The sequence below is a fragment of the Exercitatus varius genome (assembly GCF_029577735.1).
In the GTDB taxonomy this organism is placed as follows: Bacteria; Pseudomonadota; Gammaproteobacteria; order Enterobacterales; family Pasteurellaceae; genus Exercitatus; species Exercitatus varius.
The window spans coordinates 45,035-68,024 of record NZ_JARQTO010000012.1 but is presented as its reverse complement, the minus strand read 5'-3'; the positions used below and the strand labels follow the sequence as shown (position 1 = coordinate 68,024).

The window sequence follows — 22,990 nt, the reverse complement described above, 5'->3', positions numbered from 1 at the left end:
CCAATGGAACATTACATTAGTCTGTTTGTGAAGTCCGTGTTTATTGAAAACATGGCGCTTGCTTTCTTCCTCGGTATGTGTACATTCCTTGCGGTGTCTAAGAAAGTATCCACCGCTTTTGGTCTAGGGATCGCGGTAATCGTTGTTTTAGGTATTTCCGTGCCGGTAAACCAATTAGTTTATGTGCACGTTTTAAAAGACAGCGCATTAGTCGAGGGCGTCGATTTAAGTTTCTTAAACTTTATTACTTTTATCGGCGTTATCGCGGCATTAGTGCAAATCCTGGAAATGTTTCTGGATAAATTCGTGCCGTCTCTCTACAGCGCATTGGGTATCTTCTTACCGTTAATTACCGTAAACTGCGCGATCTTCGGTGGCGTATCCTTCATGGTTCAGCGTGAATACAACTTCGCGGAATCCATGGTATACGGAATCGGCGCGGGGACCGGTTGGATGTTAGCGATTGTTGCTCTTGCCGGGTTAACGGAAAAAATGAAATATGCGGACGTACCGGCAGGCCTACGCGGTTTAGGTATCACCTTCATCACTGCGGGTTTAATGGCATTAGGATTTATGTCATTCTCAGGCATTCAATTATAAGGAGCATCTCGTGGATAGTAATTTTATTTTCGGTATTGGTGCGTTTACTGCCATTGTATTGGTGCTTGCGGTGGTGATTTTGATCGCTAAATCCAAATTAGTGGATTCCGGCGACATCACCATTTCCATTAATGATGACCCGTCAAAAGCCATTACGTTACCGGCCGGCGGCAAATTGCTCGGCGCATTGGCGAGCAAAGGGATCTTCGTGTCATCCGCTTGCGGCGGCGGCGGTTCTTGCGGTCAATGTCGCGTAAAAGTGAAATCGGGCGGCGGTGAAATTTTACCGACCGAGCTATCGCATATTTCGAAGAAAGAAGCGAAAGAAGGCTGGCGTTTGTCTTGTCAGGTGAACGTAAAATCTTCAATGGACGTGGAATTGCCGGAAGAAGTCTTCGGCGTGAAAAAATGGGAATGTACCGTTATTTCCAACGATAATAAGGCGACGTTCATTAAAGAACTTAAACTTGCCATTCCCGAAGGCGAAGAAGTGCCGTTCCGCGCGGGCGGTTATATTCAAATCGAAGCCGAACCGCATGTGGTTAACTATAAAGACTTCGATATTCCGGAAGAATATCATGAAGACTGGGATAAATATAACCTGTGGCGTTATGTGTCGAAAGTCGACGAACATATCGTTCGCGCTTACTCCATGGCTTCATATCCGGAAGAAAAAGGCATTATTATGCTGAACGTGCGTATTGCAACGCCGCCTCCGCGTAATCCGGACGTGCCGCCGGGTCAAATGTCTTCATATATTTGGTCATTAAAACCGGGTGATAAAGTGACGATTTCCGGTCCGTTCGGTGAATTCTTTGCGAAAGATACCGACGCAGAAATGGTGTTTATCGGCGGCGGTGCGGGTATGGCGCCAATGCGTTCGCATATTTTCGACCAATTAAAACGCTTGCACAGCAAACGCAAAATTTCATTCTGGTACGGTGCGCGTTCCAAACGTGAAATGTTCTATGTGGACGATTTCGATCAGCTGCAAGCTGAAAATCCGAACTTTACATGGCACGTTGCGCTTTCCGATCCGCTTCCGGAAGATAATTGGGACGGTTACACCGGCTTTATTCACAATGTGCTTTATGAAAACTATCTGAAAAATCATGAAGCGCCGGAAGACTGCGAATACTACATGTGCGGACCTCCGGTCATGAATGCGGCGGTAATCAAAATGCTGGAAGATTTAGGCGTCGAGCATGAAAATATCCTGTTAGATGATTTCGGCGGTTGATTTTAATCTGCGTCAATTAAAAGTGCGGTCAAATTTGCAAAGGTTTTGTGAATTTGACCGTTTACGCTTATTCGTGAAAATGATTTATCGGGGCGTATCGAATGCGCCCGAAAGCTAACCGGAAATCGGGCGTTGCGAGACGCTCTGGCAAAAATATGAACCGAATGATTTTAATTTTACGGACTGCAATTAAGCGGTTGTTTATTGGGGATAAAGACAGAAAAATCCGCGTGAAAAAAACATCGTTTTTTTTGACCGCACTTTTTGTGTTAACGACATTAAGCGGTTGCGGAAAAGATCCTGAAATTATTTCGCTTGTGGGCAAAACCATGGGCACCACTTATCACATCAAATATATTGATGACGGCAGTCTGAGCCAAAATGCGGAACAAGTGCATGCGCGGATTGAAGAAATTCTGAAAGATGTGAATGCCAAAATGTCTACTTATGATCCGAATTCGGAATTAAGCCGTTTCAATCAATCGCGGGAAATCAATACGCCGGTGCCGATTTCCGCGGAGTTCGGGACGGTGTTGCAGGAAGCCTTGCGTTTGAATCGGATTACCGAAGGCGCACTGGATGTGACTGTCGGTCCGGTTGTGAATTTATGGGGATTCGGTCCGGAAAAACGCCCCGAACGCCAACCTTCGGCGCAACAATTGGCGGAACGCCAACAATGGGTAGGGGCGGATAAATTGAAGCTGAACCAAACATCGGGCGGATTCACGCTTGAAAAAACCGTGCCGCAACTTTATATCGATCTTTCTTCCATCGCCAAAGGTTTCGGCGTGGATCAGGCGGCAGACGTCCTTGAGCAATTCGGGGTACGGAATTATATGGTGGAAATCGGCGGTGAAATTCGTGCCAAAGGCAAAAATATCGAAGGTAAATACTGGCAAATCGCGATTGAAAAACCGAATTTCGACGGTTCCCGTTCGGTGGAGCAGGTGATTGGTCTGCAGGATTTAGCCATGGCGACGTCGGGTAATTACCGCATTTATTTTGAAGATCAGGGCAAACGTTTTTCCCATGAAATCGATCCGAAAACGGGTTATCCGATTCAGCACCATCTGGCCTCCATTACGGTGCTGCATCCGAGTTCAATGACTGCGGACGGTTTGTCTACTGGCCTGTTTGTGCTTGGCGAAGAAGAAGCGTTACGGGTGGCGGAACAGCATAATCTTGCCGTATATCTCATCATCAAAACCGATAAGGGTTTTGAAACAAAAATGTCATCAAAATTTACCGCACTTTTGGCGGAACAGGAAAAATAGGAACAACTATGCCAGTATTTTTAGCGACATTCGGAATTTTTATTCTGGTTATTTTCGGCATGTCCGTCGGTTATATTCTTAATAAAAAATCCATTAAAGGCAGCTGCGGCGGTATTACGGCTCTCGGCATGAAAAAAATGTGCGATTGCGAAGAGCCCTGCGATAACTTAAAAGACAAAGTGGCCAAAGGTGAAGCGGACGCGTCGGCATTAGACCGATTCAATAAAAAACCGCAATTCTACGAAGTAAAATAATCAAGCGTAACCGTAAGGCTTACGCGTTATTCTTTATCAACATATAAACCAAATGTGCTTCGCCTTAACCGAAGTTACGGGAGAAATATGACTAACTCAACAATACTCGGCTCAAAAACTTACGACCGACATTTTCCGAAACTTACATCGGAACAACTTGCCGAAAACGGCAAAATCAAGGTGATCGTCGGCATGTCCGGCGGCGTCGATTCTTCGGTTTCCGCTTTTATTCTGCAGCAACAGGGCTATCGGGTGGAAGGCCTGTTTATGAAAAACTGGGAAGAAGACGATGATTCGGATTACTGCACGGCGGCGGCGGATTTAGCCGATGCGCAGGCGGTTTGCGACAAACTGGGTATTCACTTACATAAAATTAATTTTGCCGCGGAGTATTGGGATAATGTTTTTGAACATTTTCTCAACGAATACAAAGCGGGTCGCACGCCGAATCCCGATATTCTGTGTAACAAGGAAATCAAATTTAAAGCGTTTCTGGAATATGCGGCGGAAGATCTCGGCGCGAACTATATCGCCACCGGACATTATGTGCGTCGTGCCGGTCCGGATGACGACGCTCGTCTTCTGCGCGGCCTAGATAACAATAAGGATCAAAGCTATTTTTTGCATGCGTTAACCAAAAAGCAAGTGGGGCAAAGCCTTTTCCCGGTGGGCGAGGTTGAAAAACCAGTGGTGCGCGCTATTGCGGAAGAATTGGGCTTGATTACGGCGAAGAAAAAAGATTCCACCGGTATTTGTTTTATCGGCGAACGTAAATTCAAGGATTTTTTGGCCCGTTTTTTACCGGCGCAACCGGGTGAGATTAAAACCACCGAAGGCGAGGTAATCGGCCGTCACCAGGGTTTGATGTATCACACGCTGGGACAACGTAAAGGTTTAGGCATTGGCGGCATTAAAGGCAAAGATGAAAATGCCTGGTACGTGGTGGAAAAAGATTTGAAAAACAATGTGTTAGTGGTTGCGCAAGGGCATGATAATTCCGCCTTGCAATCATCCGGGCTGATCGCCAAACAGTTGACCTGGGTGTCGGAACAGCCGCTGCGGGAAACATTACGTTGCACGGTGAAAACCCGTTATCGTCAGACGGATATTCCTTGCGTTGTGGTGCCGGTGGATGAGGATACGGCGGAAGTGCGTTTTGACGCGCCGCAAATCGCGGTGACGCCGGGGCAATCGGCGGTCTTTTATCAAGGAGAAGAATGCCTGGGCGGCGGTGTGATTGAAATGCCGATTAAATGAGGTAAAAGTGCGGGCAAAAAATACAATGTTTTTTGCCCGCACTTTTTTGTCTAACGATTATCCCGTTCCCATTTGCGCGCTATATAGCTGCAAGTGGGATGCAAATTCAGCGCATTCTCTGTGATAAACGCGATTAATGCCTGATAAAGTTTATCCGCCACACCTTGACCGCGCAGACTGTCGGACACATAAGTATGATGAGCGTTAACGGTTTTCTCGTCCTCGTAAAAATAGGTGAGTTCGGCAACTTTTTCGCCGTTGTCATTGAGCACAAAAAACTCGCCGTCATGCTCATTGTTTTGGTGATGAATTTTCATGATTTATTCCTATCGTGCGGTCCATTCGTCGGAAAATTCCGGATTTACGGCGAAATCCGCCGTTTCGCACGGAATGGCTTTCTCCTCGTCCGCCCATTCGCCCAAATCGATTAGCTGGCAGCGTTTGCTGCAAAACGGTCGATAAGGGCTTTGGGGCGACCAAATTACCGGTTTTTTACAAATCGGGCATGCGACGCTAAAGGTGTCGTTCATGATTTTTTCTCTCCGCTAAATCCAAATAAGTGCGGTGTAATTTTAACACGTTTTGACGCAGTTCGTGGTGATGGTCGGCCAGTTCGCCGTCATTATTGATGACATCGTCGGCAAAGCTTAAACGGGTTTCCCGACTTACCTGCGAATCCATAATTTTCCGAATCAGCGCACGTTGGCTGTGATCCCGTCGGCTGGCGCGGGTTAACTGGGTTTCAGGTTGAACGTCGATCACCAGAATGCGATCGCACAGTTCGGTGAGCTTATTTTCAATTAACAGCGGCACCACAAACAAGGTATAAGGTGCGGTTTGCGCATTCAGTTGTGCGTTCATTTCTTCGCGGATTGCCGGATGTAGCAGTTGATTCAGCCAGTTTTTCTCCGCGTCGTTCTGAAATATCAGGCGACGCAGAAAAGGACGGTTAAGCTCGCCTTCCGGGGTTAACACGGCGGGACCGAAATGATCGACGATTCGGGCTAACAAAGGCGAACCTTTTTTTACTATTTGGCGTGCGACAACATCCGCGTCGATAATCGGTACGTTAAGTTCGGCGAATAAATTAGCAATGGTGGATTTCCCGCTGCCGATGCCGCCGGTTAATCCCACGACGTAAGTCATAGCGTTTTCCCGTGATGTAAAGCCATGTGCTTATCCTAGCACATTCCATATAAATGTCGACACGCCGCCGATAATCAGAAACGGCGCGAACGGAATCACGGTTATCTTCTTGCCGCGAGCCTGCATGATGACCACAAAAATCAACGCGCAAACGCAGGCAATAAAAATAAACGGCGCCAGTTGTTGCCAGGGCAAAAAAACGGAAAGCGCACCGATTAACCAATAATCGCCGCGTCCGAAAGCTTCTTGTCGGTAGATAAACCGGGCGAGATGAAAAACAGCCCAAAATACGCCAAATCCGATAAACAGGCTTTGGATCGCATTTTCGAGCGATTGAGGTTGCAGATGAAAGATGCTACCGCCAATGCCGAATGCGCCGACTAACTGACATAAATCGGGCGGAATCAAGCGATAGTGCCAATCGATTTTAGCGATGAGATAAAGTAATGCGCTTAAGCAAGCAAAATAGAAACTGACGGACGCTTCGCCCAAGCAAAGAAAACAGAGCGTAAATAGCGTTCCGCCAAAGAAAAAATACCACAAAAAATGACCGCACTTTAACGGCTTAAGCGCCGCCTGATGAGCGTCGCAAGCTATTTCCTGGGAAAACATTTCGCAGTAGGACGCATGAATTTCATGCATAACCCAAAAAGCGAAATGGCGGCAGTAATAACGGACGGCTATGCCGCACAACCCGCCCGCCAGAAAAAATGCGATGATCATTGGATAAGCGATCCCATATTAAAAATCGGTAAATACATTCCCAACATAATCAAACCGATAATGCCGCCGATAATCAGCATTAACAACGGTTCCAGCATTTGCGATAACAAATCGATTTTATGATCCAGCTGCCGCTGATAATTGTCCGCGATATGTTGCAGCATAAGAGGCAGTTTGCCCGCCTGTTCGCCTACTTGAATCATTTGTTGGGCCTGCATGGGAAACAGCGTAACTCCTACGCAGGCGGAAAACGTAAAACCTCTTTGAATGCCTTGCAGGATGTATTGCACTTCTTGAGTCAACGCGACATCGTGACGAATCGCGGCGTTGGGTTTGTCCGTCGGCAGAAATGATTGCAACGCCTGATTGAGCGGTACGCCGGCGTGCAACATTAAATGCAAACTGCGACAAAAACGAATCAAGCGGGAAAGTGCCACAATTTGCCCTAATACCGGCGTGGCGGCAATCAGCTTATTTTTCTGTCGATTCAACCGCAACGAATGTTGAAGTCGGCGTTTAAGAAAAAAAGCGATTGCCGTTAACAGGACGAAAAACGGCATAAAATATTGCTGCAGACCTTGTGAAAGGTACAGCAAAATCCGGGTGAATAATGGCAATTGCGTTGTTTCTCCGCCGTACATTTCGGCAAATTGCGGCACAATAAAAATCAACAGAAGTGCGGTCAAAATAAGTGAAATAGTCAGAATCATCATGGGATAAAGCAGAATTTTCTGGATTTTTCTCTGCAATGCCAGGCTTTGCTGTTTGGACAACGCAATCTGCCGGCAAACTTTCGCCAGCTGCCCGGTCATTTCGCTTACCCGGATAAGCTGACGTTCCTGATGCGTGAGAAATTTGGGTTGCCGGTTTAACGCCTGGGAAAACGCCAGTCCGCTTTCCAGATCGCTTAATAAGTGCTGCAGCCATTGGTATAACGGAATGTTCGTGCAGTTGGACAGCAGAATTTGCAGGCTGTTTTTGAGGGTAACCGAGGCTTCCAGTAAAGTGGCGAGTTGTTGCAGCAAGTCGCAGATTTCTGCGTTTTTCGGCGCGTAGGAAAATTGCCAGTTCCGTTGTAATCTGATGTTTTGCAACTGACGTGAGAACAGAATTCGTTTGGCTTGGTTTTCATCTTCCGCCACCAGCACGCCCCGTTGTTTTTGCCCGAAACGATTCGTCGCTTGCCAGCGATACATATTAAGCTTCATCTTTAACTCCCAGCACCCGCTGGATTTCGGCAATATCGCTGATTCCTGCCTTGATTTTTTCCAGTCCCGCCTGATAAAGATCGGGAAAATCCAGCCGATATTGCGCTTGATTGTCACGAAAATCGGGTTGTAATAACTGATAAATTCCTACACGACCTTTATAACCTTGATGACAATCGCAAAAACTAACGGATTTTTGCCCGCACTTTTCTGTGTCAGGATAATTTTTCGACGGCTTTCCCACGCATTTCGGACAGCATTTTCTAACCAGCCGTTGTGCGATAACCAGTAACAGGCTGCCGTCGATTTCATGTTGCCGGATACCGAGTTGGCGTAAACGGGAAATCGCCGACGGAGCGTCATTGGTGTGCAGAGTGGAAAGCACCAGATGACCGGTTTGGGCGGCGCGCAACGCCATGGCGGCGCTTTCTTCGTCACGGATTTCGCCCAGCATGATGATATCGGGATCCTGACGCAGAAAAGTACGCAGCAGGCGGCTGAAATCCAGGCCGACGGACGGGTTGATTTGGGTCTGAATGATTCCTTCCAGTTCTATTTCTATAGGATCTTCCGCCGTCATAATATGTTTTTCGACGCAATTCAGCGAGGAAAGTGCGGTGTAAAGCGTAATACTTTTTCCGCTGCCGGTGGGACCGGTTACCAGAATAAGCCCTTGCGGCTGGCTGAGAGCATGTCGGAAGATACGCTGTTGATTGTCATTCATTCCCAAATCGGAAAACGCCAGAGTGACGGGTTTATTTTGTTGTACCCGCAGTACGGCTTTTTCGCCCAGATTGGTGGGAAGAGTGGAAAGCCGCAAATCAAGCACGTCGGAAAAGGTGGTTTTAAAATGGAATCGCCCGTCCTGCGGCAGGCGCATTTCACTGATGTCCAGTTTAGCCAACAGTTTCAGGCGGGAAATCACGCGATTAGCGAATACCGACGAAATCGGCGTTTGATTTTGCAGCACGCCGTCAATGCGGAAACGCACTTGTAAACAATCCGTACGCGGTTCCAAGTGGATATCCGAAGCCTGTTGATGAAGGGCGTTTTCAAAAATCTGATCCAGCAGTTGAATTACGGTATCATCCGGTTTTTGTTCAACGGCGGTAACATCCTCTATATAAAAAACCGGATTTTCTTCCACTTGCAGGGGTTGCGGCGATAACGCCTGCAGCCAATGTTTTAACTCCTGATTGGTCAATAACACCGGTTCAATGATTTTGCCCGTTAAAAATGCAAAGGTTTCGCAAGCGGATAAATTGCTTAAACTGTCTAAACCGAGCCAAAGCATGCTGTCGTCTTCCCGCAAAGGTAATGCAAGAAAACGCACGAGCAGGGCTTGTTGTTCCTGATTTTTCGCCCACAAATGGGGCGAAATTTCTATGGTTTCTCCCGCACTTGTGGTGACGATTTTGATGTCGCCTGACATGTGAGTTTCCTTAATTGCAAAACCCTGGCGGAAAAACGCCGGCGTTCGGTTTGCAGGCGGTAGTCCAGGTGACGCCTTTAGCGGCGTCTCCGGCGGCGGTTAATGTGTAACTGGTGTCGCTTAAACTGCCTTTGCCCGTTACGCTGATGACGCCGCCCGAGACTTTCACGCTTGCCACATATTTGCCGAAACCGGTATTGTCGGCCTGAATGCCGTTTGAGCCCGCCGTACAGTTTTTGGTTTCGCCGGTGTTGTATATGCACAGCTCCACTTCGGAGCGATAGGGCGCCGATGCCTGTAACAGTTCCGAAACGGCGGCTTTTTTGGTGTAATTTTGATAGGACGGAATAGCGATGGTGGCTAAAATCGCGACAATCGCAATCACAATCATCAATTCGATTAAGGTAAACCCTTTTTGAACGGAAACGGAAAGCGAAGCGCGATGAAAAGTGCGGGCGATTTTCATGATGTTTTTCCTTTTAAGTGGTTGGAATCGGATAACGGCACTTTGAAATAAAGCTAAAATCCTGTCAAAATAGTTGTCCTTGTTTTGGAATCAGGATCGCAAAAATCACGCGTTATGACACAAAAGACCGTTTTTAAAATCGCTGACGGCTGGCTGGAAAACAGCCGAAAAATTCCGTCGCCGCATTTCGACGCCCGCCCGGATCCGCAGGATATTTCGTTGTTGGTGATTCATTACATCAGCTTGCCGCCCGAACAATTCGGCGGCGGCTTTATTGACGATTTTTTCCAGGGCAAGCTGGATCCGAGCCGTCATCCTTATTTTGAAGAAATCTATCGGGTTCGCGTTTCTGCTCATTGTCTGATTGAACGAAACGGGCGCGTGACGCAATATGTCAATTTTAACGACCGGGCCTGGCATGCGGGTTTGTCCTGCTTTGAAGGACGCGAAAAATGCAATGATTTTGCCATCGGTATTGAGCTGGAAGGCAGTAACGAACAACCGTTTACCGCCGCGCAATATGCGGCGTTAATTTCATTAACCCGGGAAATTCAGCGTTGTTATCCGTTGATTCGTCAAAATCGTATTGTGGGGCATTGCGACATTTCTCCCGGGCGCAAAATCGATCCTGGTCGGTATTTTGATTGGAAGCGATATTTTAGCGGGTTATAAGAAAAAAGTGCGGTGAAAATCATGAAGATTTTTCACCGCACTTTCGTTGATTTTCGTCAATTAACGCATAACGTTGACGCAAATCACTTCGCTTAAAGTATAAAGTGATGAGCCCGGACGGAGTTTTATAATGTATTCCCGTTGTTTTTTAGCGGGAGTATGTTGTCCGGCGCCCCAGAATTCGCTGTAATAATTAGTTTTTAACTGTTTCAGCTGATGATTTTGGCAGTTCAACACTTTGGATTGCCGAATCGAACGGACGAAAACCGTCGGATCAGGAAAAAGGTAGCCGCCTTTGTGCAGGTTGATTACCGTATCAAAATGCACAATATGTTTTTGTTCGGGCTCAGCCAAAATGGAACTCATATCTACATAGTAATGGAGGGCGGGAGACATTCTGAAGAATTCGGGCGCTGTTTCTTCCGGCGGCGAAAGCGCTACCGGCGGACGTTTGGTTTGTTCAACCGACGTACATGCCGATAATAAGATTGCAAGAATGACAGGAATGAATTTTTTCATAATAGGCTCCTTAAACCATCACATCAGTTCGAGGTCGATCTTATTTTGGCACAATTTACGCCCGGGATAAACCTTTAATTCGGCGCGAACGGTGATTCGCCGCTTATTTATAATTCCTGTCGTAAAATGTTCAGCACCTCGTGCAGGCTTGGTAAGCGTTCGTCGGCAATGGCGAAGCGTTCATCGGCAAATTTAGGATTGACGATAAAGGTGCGTACGTTTGCCGCTTTGGCTGCAATTAAACCGGTGACGCTGTCTTCGATAATCAGGCAATCCGCAGGCGTTGCGCCAAGGGCTTTGATCGCGGAAAGATAGACGGCAGGATGAGGTTTTGCCAGTTCTTCTTCGGCGGCGGAGCATTGAATCGGGAAGTAATCCCATAATTTCAGCTTATCAAAAACGGTTTTAATCACTTTCCGGTTGGATGAAGTGGCAAGTGCGGTCGGAATTTTTTTCGTTTTTAAAAAGTCGAGTAATGGATAGATTCCGTCCATCGGCACGGCTTTTTCCGCGATTTTCCGGCAAACGAGGTCTACGATTTCGTCGCGTAACAGCGTCGGTTCGATATTTAAATGAAATTTCTTTATCCAGACGACGGCAAGTTCGTCCACCCGCAAACCGCGGGTATATTTTTCGCAATCGGGTTCGGTAATGACGGCGCCGTATTGGGCCAGCGTTTCGATTTGCGATTCCGCCCAGAGCGGTTCGCTGTCGACTAACACACCGTCCATATCAAAAATTACGTACTTAATTGTCATAAAAAATCCTTTGTTTGGGCTGCGGAAAATAGGGTTCAGAAAAACGTTCGTTTTTTTATGCGTAATCGCAGATGCGATTACTTATGGCTTCACCGTTGGCAAAGCCAACGTTCAAAAAGCGTTGCTTTTTGTGACCGCACTTTTTAGGGATTGCACGTGAAAAATTTGCGGATCCCGGCTTATTTCAGCGGGAAAGCCGTTCGTTTGACCGAACGGCTTTGATTAAGCGGCGTTTTCCACTTCCAGGCGTTCAAAAGCGAGTACGCGTTTTTCCAATTTACGCAGTAACAATGTGGCGATGCCGGTAATCACCAGATAAATCGCGCCGGCAATGCCGTAAATGGTTAAAGCGTCGTATTCGGTGCCGTAAAGCTGGCGGGCATAGCCCATAATGTCCAGAATCGTGATGGTGGAGGCCAGCGAGGTGCCTTTAAACACCAGAATGATTTCGTTGCTGTATGAAGGCAAGGCGCGTTTTAAGGCGTAAGGAATCAGAATTTTCAGGGTTTGCAGGCGGTTTAATCCTAAGGCGGCACAACTTTCCCATTGTCCTTTCGGAATGGCTTTGACGGCGCCGTGGAACAGTTGAGTGGAATATGCCGCGCTGTTGAGCGCCAATGCCAGCATAGCGCAAAACCAGGCGTTGGATAACAGCGACCACATGGGGCTGTCAACAATCCATTGGAATTGGCCCGGTCCGGCGTAAATCAGGAAAAACTGCACCAATAACGGAGTGCCGGTGAATAAAGTAATGAAAATTTTGACCGCACTTTTGGCGATTTTGTTGTTCATTGACAGCAGGAACGTGCAAAGTAACGCCAGAAAGAACGCGATGAGCAACGCCACTGCGGTTAAAATCAGGCTGGTCGGAATGCCTTGGGCGATAATTTTAAAGTAATCGTAAGCCATTATTTTCCCCCTCGTTCAAAGCGGGTAAAACGTTGTTCCAAGCGACGGATAAAAACCTGGCTGACCAAGGTGATGACCAAATAAATTAAGGCGGCAAAACTGTACCAGGTGAACGGTTGATGGGTATTGGTATTGATCAATTCGGTTTGACGCATGATGTCATTCACGCCAATCAACGACACCAGAGCGGTATCTTTTAGCAAAACCAGCCATTGGTTACTTAATCCCGGCAAGGCGTGGCGCCACATTTGCGGCAGAATAATGTGCATGAACGTGTAGCGACGGCTTAGCCCCAGCGCCGCCCCGCTTTCCCACTGTCCGAGGGAAATGGCTTGAATGGCGCCGCGTAAAGATTGCGAAGCGTAGGCGGCAAAAATTAAGGACAACGCGGTAACGCCGCAACCGAAAGCGCTGAATTCCACATATTCGCCGGTGAGTTTTTCCACTACTTCGGTGGAACCGAAATAGATCAGCAATACCACAATAATTTCAGGTAAACCGCGCAATAACGTGATGGCGATAGAAACCGGTTTGCGGATACACACAAATTTGTTGGTTTCCAGCATCACGAAGATCATCGCTAGGATCAGTCCGACAATTAACGACGAAACCGCCAGCGCTAACGTCATTAGCGCGGCGGAATACATTAAAGGAAGAAAATCAAAGAACATTGCTTATTTAGCCGTCATCCATTTGTCGTAGATTTTTTGGTATTCGCCGTTTGCTTTTACGGCAGCCAGTCCTTTATTCAAGTCGGCGGCAAGTTCTTTATCGGATTTATTTACGGCAATGCCCAATCCGTTACCGAAATATTTTTTGTTGGTTACTTTATCGCCGACGAACGTCAGATCTTTCTCTTTGGAAAGCATATCCGCCAACACGGCGGTGTCACCGAAGATAATGTCGATACGTCCGTTTTTTAAGTCCAGAATCGCATCCTGTAAAGAAGCGTAGGATTTCGGTGCATATTGTTTGGCTTCAGCCACTACATATTGCTGGAATGTCGTGCCGTTTTGCACACCGATATTTTTTGCGCTGTTTAAATCCGCTTTACCTTTTACGGCGATAAAACTGGCGGAACTATCATAATACGGGTCGGTGAATAAAACTTGTTTTGCGCGCGCTTCGGTGATATCCATGGCGGAGATGGCGGCGTCGATGCGTTTTTGTTTTACCGCCTGTATTAAGCCGTCAAAGGCTTGACTGGAGAACGTGCAGCTAGCCTGAATTTCTTTACAAATAGCGTTGGCAAGATCCACGTCAAAACCGATAATTTCATTTTTTTCATTGGTTAATTCGAACGGCGGATAGCTTGGTTCCATTGCGAAGCGGATTTCCCGCGCTTGAGTTGCGAATGTTGTGCTGGCCAATAAAGCGGCTATAACTAATTTTTTCATAATAAGTCCTATTCTGAATGAGATAAATACTGTTTAAACTGCTCGGTTTTAGGTTGTTCGAAACAATCGGCGTCGCCGCTTTCGATAATGCGGCCCTGTTCCATGTAGATGACTTTTGTCGCCACCTTGCGGGCAACGCTGACTTCATGAGTTACGATCACCTGAATAATGCCCGTTTGCTGTAATTCCTGAATAATGGACACGATTTGCGCCGTAATTTCCGGATCCAGTGCGGCGGTCGGTTCGTCAAACAATAAAACCTGCGGTTTCATCATTAAGGCGCGGGCAATGGCGACCCGTTGCTGTTGACCGCCTGAAAGTTGTAACGGGAAACGTTCCGCATGTTCTTTCAAGCGTAAGCGGGTTAATAATTCCAATGCTTGCGTTTTTGCGCCGTTTTCATCCAGTCCCAGAATCTTCATCGGTGCTTCGATCAGGTTTTCCATCACGGTGAAGTGCGGCCATAAATTGTATTGTTGAAAAACCATACCTACGTTTTGACGCAGTTCGCGGATTTTTTTCGGATCGGTATTTTCTGATAAATCAAAGCGGCTGTTGGCGATGTCCAACAGCCCGGATTTTGGTACTTCCAGTAAATTCAAGGTGCGAATCAGGGTGCTTTTCCCTGCGCCGCTCGGGCCGAGCAGAACCAGGATGTCGCCCGCCTCCGCCGTTAAATTAATGTCAAATAAGGCCTGGTTTGAGCCATAAAAAAAGTTCAAGTTTTTAACGCTAAGAGCCATTGTGTGATTTGTTCTCTATCCTTTTGTAAAACTGCAATAATATTAATATTTTCTGCATAAATATGCAATATAAAGGGGGCGTTAATAAAAATTATCGCCGGTTTTTTTAACGGTACATAAAAGTGAAATTCGGATAAATGCCTAGTCGGTTAACTTGCCCTGACGAGTGAGACGAATACGCAGATCGTCGGCATCATGGCAGGTTTTGATGCGTTCAAACAGAACATGGGCTTGTTCGTATTCTTTGTTCAGATAATGCAGCCATTGTTTGATTCGTGCCACGTGGTAAAAACCGGTGTCGTGAATATTTTCCATTTGTGCATATTTTTGCAGAATGGGAATAATATCGCGCCATGCTATCTTCGGCGCATTAAATTTTATCACCCGGCTTAAATTAGGAATATTCAGCGCGCCGCGTCCTACCATTAAATCTTCGCAACCTGTTATTTGTCGGCATTTTACAGCGTCTTCCCAACACCGGATTTCACCGTTGGCGATGACGGGAATCCGCAATGTTGAGCGCACTTCGCCGATTTGTCGCCAATTAATGCGATCGGCGCGATAACCGTCGGTTTTGGTGCGTCCGTGAATGGCGATTTCATCGGCGCCGCCCTGTTGTACGGCATCGGCAATTTCAAATGCCTGGGAAATATCGTCCCAACCCAACCGCACTTTGACGCTGACCGTCTGTCCTTTCGGAACGGCTTGGCGGATGGCTTGCGTGGCGCGGTAAATTAATTCGGGATCTTTCAATAAACTGGCGCCGCCGTTACTGCCGTTGACGGTTTTTGACGGGCAGCCGCAGTTGAAATCAATTCCATGAGAACCCAGTTCAATAGCGCGATAGGCATTTTCCGCCAGCCATTGGGGAAATTGCCCGAGCAGTTGCACGCGAACCGGCGTACCGGATGGTGTTTTTCCCCGGTTTTGCAGTTCGGGACAAAGTCGGTAAAACAATTTTTCCGGTAAAAGTTGATCCACCACGCGAACGAATTCGGAAATACACAGATCGTAGTCGTTTACTTCGGTAAGAAGCTGTCGTACTAAAGGGTCCAGCACGCCTTGCATCGGCGCCAGAATAACACGCATTATGAAAAACTTTTCCGAGAATGGATTAAATAGAACAGAACCAGAGCCGTAACTGCGCCCAAGGTGTCGGCAAAAATATCTTTTTGCGCATCCCAGATATCTCCCTGAGAACCTAAAAATGCCGCGCCTTCTTCACCGCCGGCGATAACGGCATATTGCCATTCGATAAGTTCATAACCGGCAGCCACGGACATAATGAAAAACAGACTGAAGAATCCAGCAATCACAGGGCCGGTTAAATGACGGCGCAATAGAAATTCCGCCATGGGAAAGCTATAAAAGCCGATAGCATAATGAGCGACGCGGTCAAAATGATTTCGCCCCTCGTCCAACCAACCGGCAAGCAGACGGTTTCCCCATTGAAACGGTACGTGCTCGAATGTGTAGTGTGCGCCGATTAAATGCAGAGTTAACCATAAGGACATACAAAAATAGGCGGTATTGCTGAACTGAAAGCGGGGATAGGTAATGAGCAGCGCGCCAAACACGATAAAAACCGGCGTGACTTCCGCATACCAGACCGCTCGCGAAAAAGGGGAAATCCCCGACCAAACGGAAAGTGCGGTCAAAAAAATCGCCAAAATGACGGGCAGCCGGCGCATCGTTCCGCCCATCATTTCCAGCCTTTCGCTTTGCAAATCAAGTCGTAAGCCGCCTGAATCTGCTGCGCTTTCTCTTTCGCCATTTCCATCATTTCCGGCGGCAAACCTTTAGAAACCAGTTTATCCGGATGATTTTCGTTCATTAAACGGCGATAGGCGCGTTTAACCGCTTGTTGATTGTCGTTTTCGGAAACGCCGAGCACTTTGTAAGCATCGTGGATCGTTGGGCCGGAATGAGGACGATAACCGCTTTGAGAACCCGATTGCTGATAGCCGCTTTGCGAATAGCCTTGTTGATATTGCTGATATTGTTGGTAAGCCTGTTCGTAAAAACCGCCGTTGGAAAACTGACGACGCGCCATTTCCATCGCGATCATTTGCTCAAACTGGAATGCGGATAAACCCAGTTCTTCGGCAATAGTGCGTAAAATCGCCAATTCGTTATCGTGTAAATGATCGTCTGCAAAGGCCGCCTGCACTTGCACGCTTAAAAACATGCGTAATAAATCGGCGCGCTGGCCGCAACCGATTCGGAATTCGCGAATAATCTGACGCAACGGAAAATCCGTTTCTTTTCCGCGGGTGAAGGCGTCCTGTGCGAGTTTGCGGTTCGCTTCATCCAAATTAAGTTGTTGCATCAGATTGTTTGCCAGCGCAATGTCGTTTTCCGTCACGCGGCCTTTTGCTTTACTCAGATTGCCCAGCACGGCAAACGTTGTCTGCATAAACAGAGATTGACGCGTCAGTTTTTTGTCAAAAAAGGACGAATTCACACTGCCGAGTTCGTAAAGTTTTTTGTCCGCCAAATGGCCTAAAATGGCGCCCGCAATTCCGCCGAACAGCCCGCCGTAGCGATAGCCCAGGAAAAAACCGATCACTTTGCCGATAAAATTCATTTAATACTCCAGTTCATTCGGAAAATTTTTGTTAGTTTAGCGGATTAGATAAGGTTGAAAAAGGGGAAGTTCAAGCAAGTGCGGTCAAAAATTGACAAATTTTTCTTTATTTTTGGTCGGAAACGGTGGAATTTTTACATCATATCCAAACCGTATCGGACATAAAAAATGTTGAAATTTTTGCCCGCACTTTGGTTGAAAATTAATCGTTGTCACCCAATAAAACGGATTCCAGCGCGATTTCGATCATCTCGTTAAAAGTGAGCTGACGCTCTTCCGGGCTGGTTTGTTCGCCGGTTCGGATGTGATCCGATACGGTACAGATGGTGAGCGCTTTGGCGCCGAATTCCGCCGCGACGCCGTAAATGCCGGCGGCTTCCATTTCCACGCCGAGAACGCCGTATTTTTCCATTACGTCGAACATTTCCACATCGGGCGTATAGAATAAATCGGCGGAGAACAAATTGCCGACGCGTACGTTGATTCCCTTATTTTTCGCCGCTAAAACCGCCGCCTGCGCCATGTCGAAATCGGCGATGGCGGCAAAGTCGTTGTCTTTGAAGCGGATGCGATTGACTTTGCTGTCGGTACAGGCGCCCAGGCCGATAACGACGTCCCGGACGTGAACGTCGTGACGGACTGCGCCGCATGAACCGACGCGGATGATTTTTTTCACACCGTATTCGGTGATGAGTTCTTTGCTGTAAATGGAACAGGACGGAATGCCCATGCCGTGCCCCATAACGGAAACGCGACGTCCTTTATAACTGCCGGTGTAACCCAACATATTGCGTACGTCGGTGACGAGTTCGGCGTTTTCTAAAAAGGTTTCCGCGATATATTTGGCCCGCAGCGGATCGCCGGGCATTAATACGACATCGGCGAAGGCGCCGGCCGGTGCGTTAATGTGTGGAGTCATAAAATTTCCTTAATTTATTTGAATCGCTTGCCGTAACAAGCTTAAATACGTCGGTTAAATAATCGGCGTGCCGTATTCCATCGGTGAAAGTGCCAAATACTTGGCGATAGTTTGACCGATGTCGGCGAAGGTATCCCGTCCGCCTAAGAATTTGGTTGGAACCTGAGTGCCGTACATCAACACCGGAATGTGTTCGCGGGTGTGGTCGGAACCCGTCCAGGTCGGGTCGCAACCGTGATCGGCGGTGATAATCAGCAAGTCGTCAGTTTGCATCAGTTGCAGTAATTCGGGCAGACGACAGTCGAAATATTCCAAACCCTTGGCGTAACCCGCCACGTCGCGGCGATGGCCGAAATCCGCATCGAAATTCACGAAGTTAGTAAAAACTATCGTATTATCACCCGCACTTTTCACTTCTTCCAACGTTTTGTCGAACAACTCTTCCAATCCTGTGGCTTTAACCGTTTTGCTGATGCCGGTGTGAGCGTAAATGTCGGCGATTTTGCCCACGGAAACCACCGTGCCGTCTTTTTCTTCGATCAATTTTTGCAGTACGGTTTTTGCCGGCGGTTCGACGGAATAGTCGCGGCGGTTACCGGTGCGTTTGAATTCTCCCGCTTTGTTGCCGATAAACGGACGCGCGATAACCCGTCCGATATTATAGCCTTCCAGTTCGGCGCGCACAATTTCGCACAGTTCGTATAAATTATTCAGTCCGAAGGTTTCTTCGTGGGCGGCAATTTGGAAAACCGAGTCGGCGGAAGTGTAAAAAATCGGTAAGCCGGTTTTCATATGTTCTTCGCCCAGTTGATCTAAAATCACGGTGCCGGAAGAATGACAATTTCCGAGATAGCCTTTAATGCCGGATTTGGCGACGATGCGATCAAGCAACGGTTTCGGGAAGCTGTTTTGTTTGTCGGGAAATAAGCCCCAATCGAACAATACGGGTACACCGGCGATTTCCCAATGTCCCGAGGTGGTGTCTTTACCCGATGAAATTTCGCGGGCAAAGGCGTAACCGCCGATTAAGTGCGGTTGATTTTTGAAATGTTTTGGTAATTCGCCGCAGGATTCTTTCGCCGCCAGCCCTAAACCGAGGCTTTCCAGGTGCGGCAGATTCAACGATGCTTGCCGTTCCGCAATGTGTCCCAGCGTATTTGAACCTTTATCGCCGAATTTTTCCGCATCTTCTGCGCCGCCGATACCAAATGAATCCAGCATCATAATCAGTACGCGTTTCATGGTTTTTCTCCTTATATTCAATCCCGAAAACTGTATATTTCGAACAAAGCAATCGTTTAGCTTGGTCCTAATGTGACAAAACCACAGCCAAACTGTGGTTTTGTATGTGTTCCGTTAAGCGCGACGGCTTTTATTTAGTATAGCAGGAATCACGCTAATGCGACACCGCTTAAACCGATAAATAAGCCAGCGATGGTGGCGCTCATTAAGTTGGCGAGCGAACCGGCGATGACCGCTTTAATTCCCAACCGTGCGATGTCTCCGCGACGGTTTGGCGCCATCCCGCCCAAGCCGCCGATAAGAATGGCGATAGAGCTAAAGTTGGCAAAACCGCATAATGCGAATGTGATGATGGCTTTGGTTTTATCGCCTAATTGTACCGCACTTTCCGGGTTGAGATATTTGGCAAATTCCATGTATCCCACAAATTCGTTGATTGCCAGTTTGGTACCGATCATTTGTCCGGCAATATTGGCTTCTTCCCAAGGTACGCCGATAATCCATGCCAATGGCTTGAACACCCAACCGAAAATCATACCTAAAGATAATTCCGGCATATCGAACCAACCGCCGACACCGCCGAGAATTCCGTTAATTAAGGCGATCAAGGCTACGAAAGCGATTAACATGGCGCCGACATTTAAGGCCAACTGCATACCGGACGAAGCTCCGCCGGCGGCGGCATCTAAAATGTTGGACGGTTTTTCCAATTCCACGTGGGTCATATCGTCATCGAATTGTTCGGTTTGCGGATAGAGAATTTTAGCGAACAACAATCCTGCCGGCGCCGCCATAAATGACGCGGCGATTAAGTAAGTCAACGGCACGCCCATGCCCGCATAACCGGCCAGAACGGAACCGGCGATGGAGGCTAAACCGCCGCACATAACGGCAAATAATTCCGATTGCGTCATTTTGCTGATGTAAGGCTTAACGATAAGCGGCGCTTCGGTTTGACCGACGAAAATATTCGCCGCCGCAGACATGGACTCGGATTTTGAGGTCCCGAGCAATTTCTTCAATGCGCCGCCGATAATTTTGATAACCCATTGCATAATACCGATATAGTAGAGCACTGAAATTAACGCGGAGAAGAAAATAATATTCGGTAATACGCGCACGGCAAAAATAAAGCCGTCGCCGCCCAGCACTTCAAAGATCTTGTCGCCGGCAAGACCGCCGAATACGAATTTCACGCCTTCAAAGCCGTAATTTATGACGCTCTGTACGCCGTCCGACACCCATTGCAATGCATGGCGGCCGACCGGAACATAAAGAATTAACGCGCCGAACAGCACTTGAATGGCGAGTGCGCCGAGTACCGTGCGGTAATTAATGGCTTTGCGATTATTGGAAAGCAGGAAGGCGATGGCAAGCAGTACGACCATGCCTAAGAGGCTGATTAGTGCAGACATTATGAGTCTCCCAAGATGATAAAACTGTTGAATTTTAGCGTTTTTTAGGCGATTTAGCTATAAGTTATCACCAGATTTTTGTTTAATTTTGACCGCACTTTCTTTATTATTAGGCGGAATTCATTGTTAACAGGTTTTTATGTCGAAATTCAAAGTCTTGCCGCAAACCCCTTGGACCGCCATGTCGCTTTGGTCGTTGGAATGGCGCTCGTTGGCGATGTTGTGCATGTCGCTCACCATTGTGGGAATCGGCGAAGGCTTGCTACTTCTGTCGGATTTGGGATCCGCCCCCTGGACCATTCTGTCTCAAGGCATTTCATTACAATGCGGTATCAGCGTCGGCTGGGCGTCTTTTTTTATCAGCGTTATCGTCATGCTGTTCTGGTTTCCGCTGAAACTGCATATGGGGCTCGGCACCATTCTGAATATTGTGGTTATCGCAATTTTTTTGGGCGTTACGGTGAAAACCGCGCCCCTTCCCGTTTCACTTTGGAGCCGTTTTGCCTATGTCTTGTTCGGCATTTTCTGTTTCGGTGTCGGTTCCGCCATTTATCTGACTTGTCATCAAGGCGCCGGCCCACGCGACGGGCTGATGGTCGGGCTTTGCCAGCGATTTCACTGGAAAGTGGGAATCGTTCGCACCTGTATTGAAGTCACGGTTTGTTTTCTTGGTTTCTGCCTGGGCGGAACCGTGGGCGTCGGCACGTTGATTTTTGCCTTGTCCATCGGTTGGACTGTGCAATTCACTCTGGCGCAGGTGGCGCGTTTTCCCCGTTGATTCGGCGTATTCCGTCTTTCTAAAAAACAATTCAAATTTTATGCGTAATCGCCGGTGCGATTACTTATGGCTTCGCCACCGTTGGCAAAGCCAAGGTTCAAAAAACGTTGCTTTTTTTGACCGCACTTTTAACTTGTTTTGTCTTTTTTGTACTACTATAATAGTGCAAAATTTATTTCACGGAACAATTTTATGACAAACAAACAACCTCCTTTACTGGGCGGCATAATGATTATTGCGGGCGGCACCATTGGCGCTGGAATGCTGGCTAATCCGATTTCAACTGCGGGCGTTTGGTTTACGGGCTCGCTGTTAATTCTGATTTATACTTGGTTTTGCATGATGTCTTCGGGCTTAATGTTGTTGGAAGCCAATTTGCATTATCCCACCGGCGCCAGTTTCGATACGATTGTGAAAGACTTGCTGGGCAACGGTTGGAACGTGCTGAACGGCTTATCGCTGGCATTCGTGTTGTATATTCTGACTTACGCCTATATCACTTCCGGCGGCGGAATTACGGAAGAAATGGCCAATCAACTGCTGAGCACCGAACAGAACCCGGTGGAAATCGGACGAACCGCCGGCGCGTTGGTTTTCACCTTTGTATTAGCGGCGTTCGTGTGGTTTTCCACCAAGGCGGTGGATCGTTTCAGTACGGTATTGATTGCGGGCATGGTGATTTCTTTTTTCCTGTCGGTATCGGGGCTGGTCGCGTCTTCTCACGGCGAATTACTGTTTGATTCCGCGGTTCGTTCGGATCCGCACTATGTGTCTTACGCATTTGTGGCGTTGCCCGTGTGTTTAGTGTCTTTCGGCTTTCATCAGAATGTTCCGAGCCTGGTCAAATATTACGACCGAAATGCGGGAAAAGTGGCGAAATCCGTATTTATCGGCACCTTTCTTGCATTGCTGATTTATGTGCTGTGGCAGTTGGCGATTCAGGGCAATTTACCGCGCGCCGAATTCGCGCCGGTTATCGAGAAAGGCGGCGATATTGCGGCGTTATTGAATGTGTTGGGGCGATACATTCGGACGGATTATATCGGCGTTGCGTTAAATTTCTTTGCTTACATGGCGATTGCCAGCTCGTTTTTGGGCGTAACTTTAGGGTTATTCGATTATATTGCCGATTTGTGCGGGTTTGACGATAGCCGCGCGGGCCGAACCAAAACCGCGTTGGTAACATTTCTGCCGCCGTTGCTGCTCAGTTTGAAATTTCCTTACGGATTTGTGATTGCCATCGGTTATGCGGGGTTGGCTGCGACGATTTGGGCGGCCATCGTGCCGGCGCTGCTCGCCAAAGCCAGCCGCACGAAATTTCCGCAGCGCCAATACACCGTTTTCGGCGGTAATCTGATGGTTTATTTCGTCATTTTCTTCGGTCTGTTGAATATTTTGTCGCAACTGGCGGCGCAATTCGGCTGGTTGCCGGTGTTTAAAGGTTAATGAGC

The 22,990-nt window shown here is 47.7% G+C and carries 27 protein-coding genes; 8 read left to right on the top strand and 19 right to left on the bottom strand.

Annotation, left to right across the window (positions count from 1 at the left end; all coding sequences use genetic code 11):
* The first annotated feature begins 3 nt into the window (after positions 1-3).
* The 5 genes from nqrE (at position 4) to mnmA (ending at position 4,625) form a co-directional block, all read left to right on the top strand.
* A complete protein-coding gene (gene nqrE / locus P7M01_RS08835) occupies positions 4-600 on the top strand; it encodes an NADH:ubiquinone reductase (Na(+)-transporting) subunit E (protein WP_317483092.1) in 597 nt (198 codons plus the stop codon).
* A 10-nt stretch (positions 601-610) separates the two neighbouring features.
* A complete protein-coding gene (nqrF, locus tag P7M01_RS08830) occupies positions 611-1,840 on the top strand; it encodes an NADH:ubiquinone reductase (Na(+)-transporting) subunit F (RefSeq protein ID WP_202936162.1) in 1,230 nt (409 codons plus the stop codon).
* A 224-nt stretch (positions 1,841-2,064) separates the two neighbouring features.
* Positions 2,065-3,114 carry an FAD:protein FMN transferase gene (locus P7M01_RS08825; RefSeq protein ID WP_317486339.1) on the top strand — a complete coding sequence of 350 codons (1,050 nt, stop codon included), beginning with the start codon at positions 2,065-2,067 and terminating at the stop codon, positions 3,112-3,114.
* Positions 3,115-3,122: 8 nt separating this feature from the next.
* Entirely contained in the window at positions 3,123-3,368 is a 246-nt protein-coding gene (nqrM, locus tag P7M01_RS08820) for a (Na+)-NQR maturation NqrM (protein ID WP_202936160.1), read from the top strand.
* Positions 3,369-3,455: 87 nt separating this feature from the next.
* A complete protein-coding gene (gene mnmA, locus P7M01_RS08815) occupies positions 3,456-4,625 on the top strand; it encodes a tRNA 2-thiouridine(34) synthase MnmA (RefSeq protein WP_317476923.1) in 1,170 nt (389 codons plus the stop codon).
* A gap of 50 nt (positions 4,626-4,675) precedes the next feature.
* Here the strand turns inward: mnmA and P7M01_RS08810 are convergent, their stop codons facing one another.
* From P7M01_RS08810 to ppdD, 7 genes are read right to left on the bottom strand one after another with little or no spacing between them, the layout of a single operon-like run.
* Positions 4,676-4,942, bottom strand: a complete 267-nt coding sequence (locus P7M01_RS08810) for a GNAT family N-acetyltransferase (RefSeq protein WP_317475651.1) — start codon at positions 4,940-4,942, stop codon at positions 4,676-4,678.
* Between the two features lie 9 nt (positions 4,943-4,951).
* A complete protein-coding gene (yacG, locus tag P7M01_RS08805; RefSeq protein ID WP_317475741.1) occupies positions 4,952-5,158 on the bottom strand; it encodes a DNA gyrase inhibitor YacG in 207 nt (68 codons plus the stop codon).
* On the bottom strand, positions 5,139-5,771 hold the full coding sequence (gene coaE / locus P7M01_RS08800) for a dephospho-CoA kinase (protein ID WP_317483090.1): 633 nt from the start codon (positions 5,769-5,771) through the stop codon (positions 5,139-5,141). The genes yacG and coaE overlap by 20 nt, the downstream gene beginning before the upstream one ends.
* Before the next feature lie 30 nt (positions 5,772-5,801).
* On the bottom strand, positions 5,802-6,494 hold the full coding sequence (locus tag P7M01_RS08795) for a prepilin peptidase (RefSeq protein ID WP_317483089.1): 693 nt from the start codon (positions 6,492-6,494) through the stop codon (positions 5,802-5,804).
* Positions 6,491-7,702, bottom strand: coding sequence for a type II secretion system F family protein (locus P7M01_RS08790; protein WP_317483088.1), 1,212 nt, complete (start codon positions 7,700-7,702; stop codon positions 6,491-6,493). The genes P7M01_RS08795 and P7M01_RS08790 overlap by 4 nt, the downstream gene beginning before the upstream one ends.
* A complete protein-coding gene (locus P7M01_RS08785; RefSeq protein ID WP_317483087.1) occupies positions 7,692-9,134 on the bottom strand; it encodes a GspE/PulE family protein in 1,443 nt (480 codons plus the stop codon). Before P7M01_RS08785 ends, P7M01_RS08790 begins: the two co-directional genes overlap by 11 nt.
* 10 nt (positions 9,135-9,144) lie before the next feature.
* The gene (gene ppdD / locus P7M01_RS08780) at positions 9,145-9,600 is read right to left on the bottom strand and encodes a prepilin peptidase-dependent pilin (RefSeq protein WP_202936152.1); all 456 of its coding nucleotides are present in this window, start codon (positions 9,598-9,600) and stop codon (positions 9,145-9,147) included.
* Positions 9,601-9,714: 114 nt separating this feature from the next.
* Here ppdD and ampD point away from each other — a divergent pair, with 114 nt between their 5' ends.
* Positions 9,715-10,272 carry a 1,6-anhydro-N-acetylmuramyl-L-alanine amidase AmpD gene (gene ampD, locus P7M01_RS08775; RefSeq protein ID WP_317475646.1) on the top strand — a complete coding sequence of 186 codons (558 nt, stop codon included), beginning with the start codon at positions 9,715-9,717 and terminating at the stop codon, positions 10,270-10,272.
* 60 nt (positions 10,273-10,332) lie between these two features.
* Here ampD and P7M01_RS08770 read toward each other — a convergent pair whose 3' ends face one another.
* From P7M01_RS08770 to P7M01_RS08715, 12 genes are all read right to left on the bottom strand, one after another.
* The gene (locus tag P7M01_RS08770) at positions 10,333-10,791 is read right to left on the bottom strand and encodes a surface-adhesin E family protein (RefSeq protein WP_317476931.1); all 459 of its coding nucleotides are present in this window, start codon (positions 10,789-10,791) and stop codon (positions 10,333-10,335) included.
* 107 nt (positions 10,792-10,898) lie between these two features.
* Complete coding sequence (locus P7M01_RS08765; protein ID WP_202936149.1) at positions 10,899-11,549, bottom strand: HAD family hydrolase; 651 nt, start codon at positions 11,547-11,549, stop codon at positions 10,899-10,901.
* Positions 11,550-11,771: 222 nt separating this feature from the next.
* On the bottom strand, positions 11,772-12,458 hold the full coding sequence (artM, locus tag P7M01_RS08760; RefSeq protein WP_317483298.1) for an arginine ABC transporter permease ArtM: 687 nt from the start codon (positions 12,456-12,458) through the stop codon (positions 11,772-11,774).
* Positions 12,458-13,129 carry an arginine ABC transporter permease ArtQ gene (gene artQ / locus P7M01_RS08755; protein WP_202936147.1) on the bottom strand — a complete coding sequence of 224 codons (672 nt, stop codon included), beginning with the start codon at positions 13,127-13,129 and terminating at the stop codon, positions 12,458-12,460. The genes artM and artQ overlap by 1 nt, the downstream gene beginning before the upstream one ends.
* A gap of 3 nt (positions 13,130-13,132) precedes the next feature.
* Positions 13,133-13,855, bottom strand: coding sequence for a lysine/arginine/ornithine ABC transporter substrate-binding protein (locus tag P7M01_RS08750; RefSeq protein ID WP_317480732.1), 723 nt, complete (start codon positions 13,853-13,855; stop codon positions 13,133-13,135).
* A gap of 8 nt (positions 13,856-13,863) precedes the next feature.
* Positions 13,864-14,598: an arginine ABC transporter ATP-binding protein ArtP gene (gene artP / locus P7M01_RS08745; protein WP_317476936.1), complete on the bottom strand. Its 735-nt coding sequence runs from the start codon at positions 14,596-14,598 to the stop codon at positions 13,864-13,866.
* 141 nt (positions 14,599-14,739) lie between these two features.
* Positions 14,740-15,687: a tRNA dihydrouridine(16) synthase DusC gene (gene dusC / locus P7M01_RS08740; RefSeq protein WP_317483297.1), complete on the bottom strand. Its 948-nt coding sequence runs from the start codon at positions 15,685-15,687 to the stop codon at positions 14,740-14,742.
* The gene (locus tag P7M01_RS08735) at positions 15,687-16,289 is read right to left on the bottom strand and encodes a DUF2238 domain-containing protein (protein ID WP_394853439.1); all 603 of its coding nucleotides are present in this window, start codon (positions 16,287-16,289) and stop codon (positions 15,687-15,689) included. The genes dusC and P7M01_RS08735 overlap by 1 nt, the downstream gene beginning before the upstream one ends.
* An 11-nt stretch (positions 16,290-16,300) precedes the next feature.
* A complete protein-coding gene (djlA, locus tag P7M01_RS08730) occupies positions 16,301-17,185 on the bottom strand; it encodes a co-chaperone DjlA (protein ID WP_202936143.1) in 885 nt (294 codons plus the stop codon).
* A gap of 202 nt (positions 17,186-17,387) precedes the next feature.
* Entirely contained in the window at positions 17,388-18,104 is a 717-nt protein-coding gene (deoD, locus tag P7M01_RS08725) for a purine-nucleoside phosphorylase (protein ID WP_202936142.1), read from the bottom strand.
* 54 nt (positions 18,105-18,158) lie between these two features.
* On the bottom strand, positions 18,159-19,346 hold the full coding sequence (locus P7M01_RS08720) for a phosphopentomutase (RefSeq protein ID WP_317480734.1): 1,188 nt from the start codon (positions 19,344-19,346) through the stop codon (positions 18,159-18,161).
* Between the two features lie 149 nt (positions 19,347-19,495).
* On the bottom strand, positions 19,496-20,761 hold the full coding sequence (locus P7M01_RS08715) for a NupC/NupG family nucleoside CNT transporter (RefSeq protein WP_317480735.1): 1,266 nt from the start codon (positions 20,759-20,761) through the stop codon (positions 19,496-19,498).
* A 139-nt stretch (positions 20,762-20,900) separates the two neighbouring features.
* Here P7M01_RS08715 and yczE point away from each other — a divergent pair, with 139 nt between their 5' ends.
* Positions 20,901-21,539, top strand: coding sequence for a membrane protein YczE (yczE, locus tag P7M01_RS08710; RefSeq protein WP_317483296.1), 639 nt, complete (start codon positions 20,901-20,903; stop codon positions 21,537-21,539).
* Positions 21,540-21,731: 192 nt separating this feature from the next.
* Entirely contained in the window at positions 21,732-22,985 is a 1,254-nt protein-coding gene (locus P7M01_RS08705) for an aromatic amino acid transporter (protein WP_317483295.1), read from the top strand.
* Positions 22,986-22,990: the final 5 nt, after the last annotated feature.

What these genes read in the sequence shown, in the direction of transcription:
- ppdD (WP_202936152.1), bottom strand. Translation starts at nt 9,600, where the DNA reads ATGAAAATCGCCCGCACTTTTCATCGCGCTTCGCTTTCCGTTTCCGTT.
- mnmA (WP_317476923.1), top strand. Translation starts at nt 3,456, where the DNA reads ATGACTAACTCAACAATACTCGGCTCAAAAACTTACGACCGACATTTT.
- nqrE (WP_317483092.1), top strand. Translation starts at nt 4, where the DNA reads ATGGAACATTACATTAGTCTGTTTGTGAAGTCCGTGTTTATTGAAAAC.
- P7M01_RS08770 (WP_317476931.1), bottom strand. Translation starts at nt 10,791, where the DNA reads ATGAAAAAATTCATTCCTGTCATTCTTGCAATCTTATTATCGGCATGT.
- artM (WP_317483298.1), bottom strand. Translation starts at nt 12,458, where the DNA reads ATGGCTTACGATTACTTTAAAATTATCGCCCAAGGCATTCCGACCAGC.
- P7M01_RS08810 (WP_317475651.1), bottom strand. Translation starts at nt 4,942, where the DNA reads ATGAAAATTCATCACCAAAACAATGAGCATGACGGCGAGTTTTTTGTG.
- P7M01_RS08735 (WP_394853439.1), bottom strand. Translation starts at nt 16,289, where the DNA reads ATGCGCCGGCTGCCCGTCATTTTGGCGATTTTTTTGACCGCACTTTCC.
- ampD (WP_317475646.1), top strand. Translation starts at nt 9,715, where the DNA reads ATGACACAAAAGACCGTTTTTAAAATCGCTGACGGCTGGCTGGAAAAC.
- artP (WP_317476936.1), bottom strand. Translation starts at nt 14,598, where the DNA reads ATGGCTCTTAGCGTTAAAAACTTGAACTTTTTTTATGGCTCAAACCAG.
- deoD (WP_202936142.1), bottom strand. Translation starts at nt 18,104, where the DNA reads ATGACTCCACACATTAACGCACCGGCCGGCGCCTTCGCCGATGTCGTA.
- djlA (WP_202936143.1), bottom strand. Translation starts at nt 17,185, where the DNA reads ATGAATTTTATCGGCAAAGTGATCGGTTTTTTCCTGGGCTATCGCTAC.
- P7M01_RS08715 (WP_317480735.1), bottom strand. Translation starts at nt 20,761, where the DNA reads ATGTCTGCACTAATCAGCCTCTTAGGCATGGTCGTACTGCTTGCCATC.
- P7M01_RS08790 (WP_317483088.1), bottom strand. Translation starts at nt 7,702, where the DNA reads ATGAAGCTTAATATGTATCGCTGGCAAGCGACGAATCGTTTCGGGCAA.
- P7M01_RS08720 (WP_317480734.1), bottom strand. Translation starts at nt 19,346, where the DNA reads ATGAAACGCGTACTGATTATGATGCTGGATTCATTTGGTATCGGCGGC.
- nqrM (WP_202936160.1), top strand. Translation starts at nt 3,123, where the DNA reads ATGCCAGTATTTTTAGCGACATTCGGAATTTTTATTCTGGTTATTTTC.
- P7M01_RS08750 (WP_317480732.1), bottom strand. Translation starts at nt 13,855, where the DNA reads ATGAAAAAATTAGTTATAGCCGCTTTATTGGCCAGCACAACATTCGCA.
- yczE (WP_317483296.1), top strand. Translation starts at nt 20,901, where the DNA reads ATGTCGAAATTCAAAGTCTTGCCGCAAACCCCTTGGACCGCCATGTCG.
- dusC (WP_317483297.1), bottom strand. Translation starts at nt 15,687, where the DNA reads ATGCGTGTTATTCTGGCGCCGATGCAAGGCGTGCTGGACCCTTTAGTA.
- artQ (WP_202936147.1), bottom strand. Translation starts at nt 13,129, where the DNA reads ATGTTCTTTGATTTTCTTCCTTTAATGTATTCCGCCGCGCTAATGACG.
- P7M01_RS08765 (WP_202936149.1), bottom strand. Translation starts at nt 11,549, where the DNA reads ATGACAATTAAGTACGTAATTTTTGATATGGACGGTGTGTTAGTCGAC.
- P7M01_RS08785 (WP_317483087.1), bottom strand. Translation starts at nt 9,134, where the DNA reads ATGTCAGGCGACATCAAAATCGTCACCACAAGTGCGGGAGAAACCATA.
- P7M01_RS08705 (WP_317483295.1), top strand. Translation starts at nt 21,732, where the DNA reads ATGACAAACAAACAACCTCCTTTACTGGGCGGCATAATGATTATTGCG.
- P7M01_RS08795 (WP_317483089.1), bottom strand. Translation starts at nt 6,494, where the DNA reads ATGATCATCGCATTTTTTCTGGCGGGCGGGTTGTGCGGCATAGCCGTC.
- coaE (WP_317483090.1), bottom strand. Translation starts at nt 5,771, where the DNA reads ATGACTTACGTCGTGGGATTAACCGGCGGCATCGGCAGCGGGAAATCC.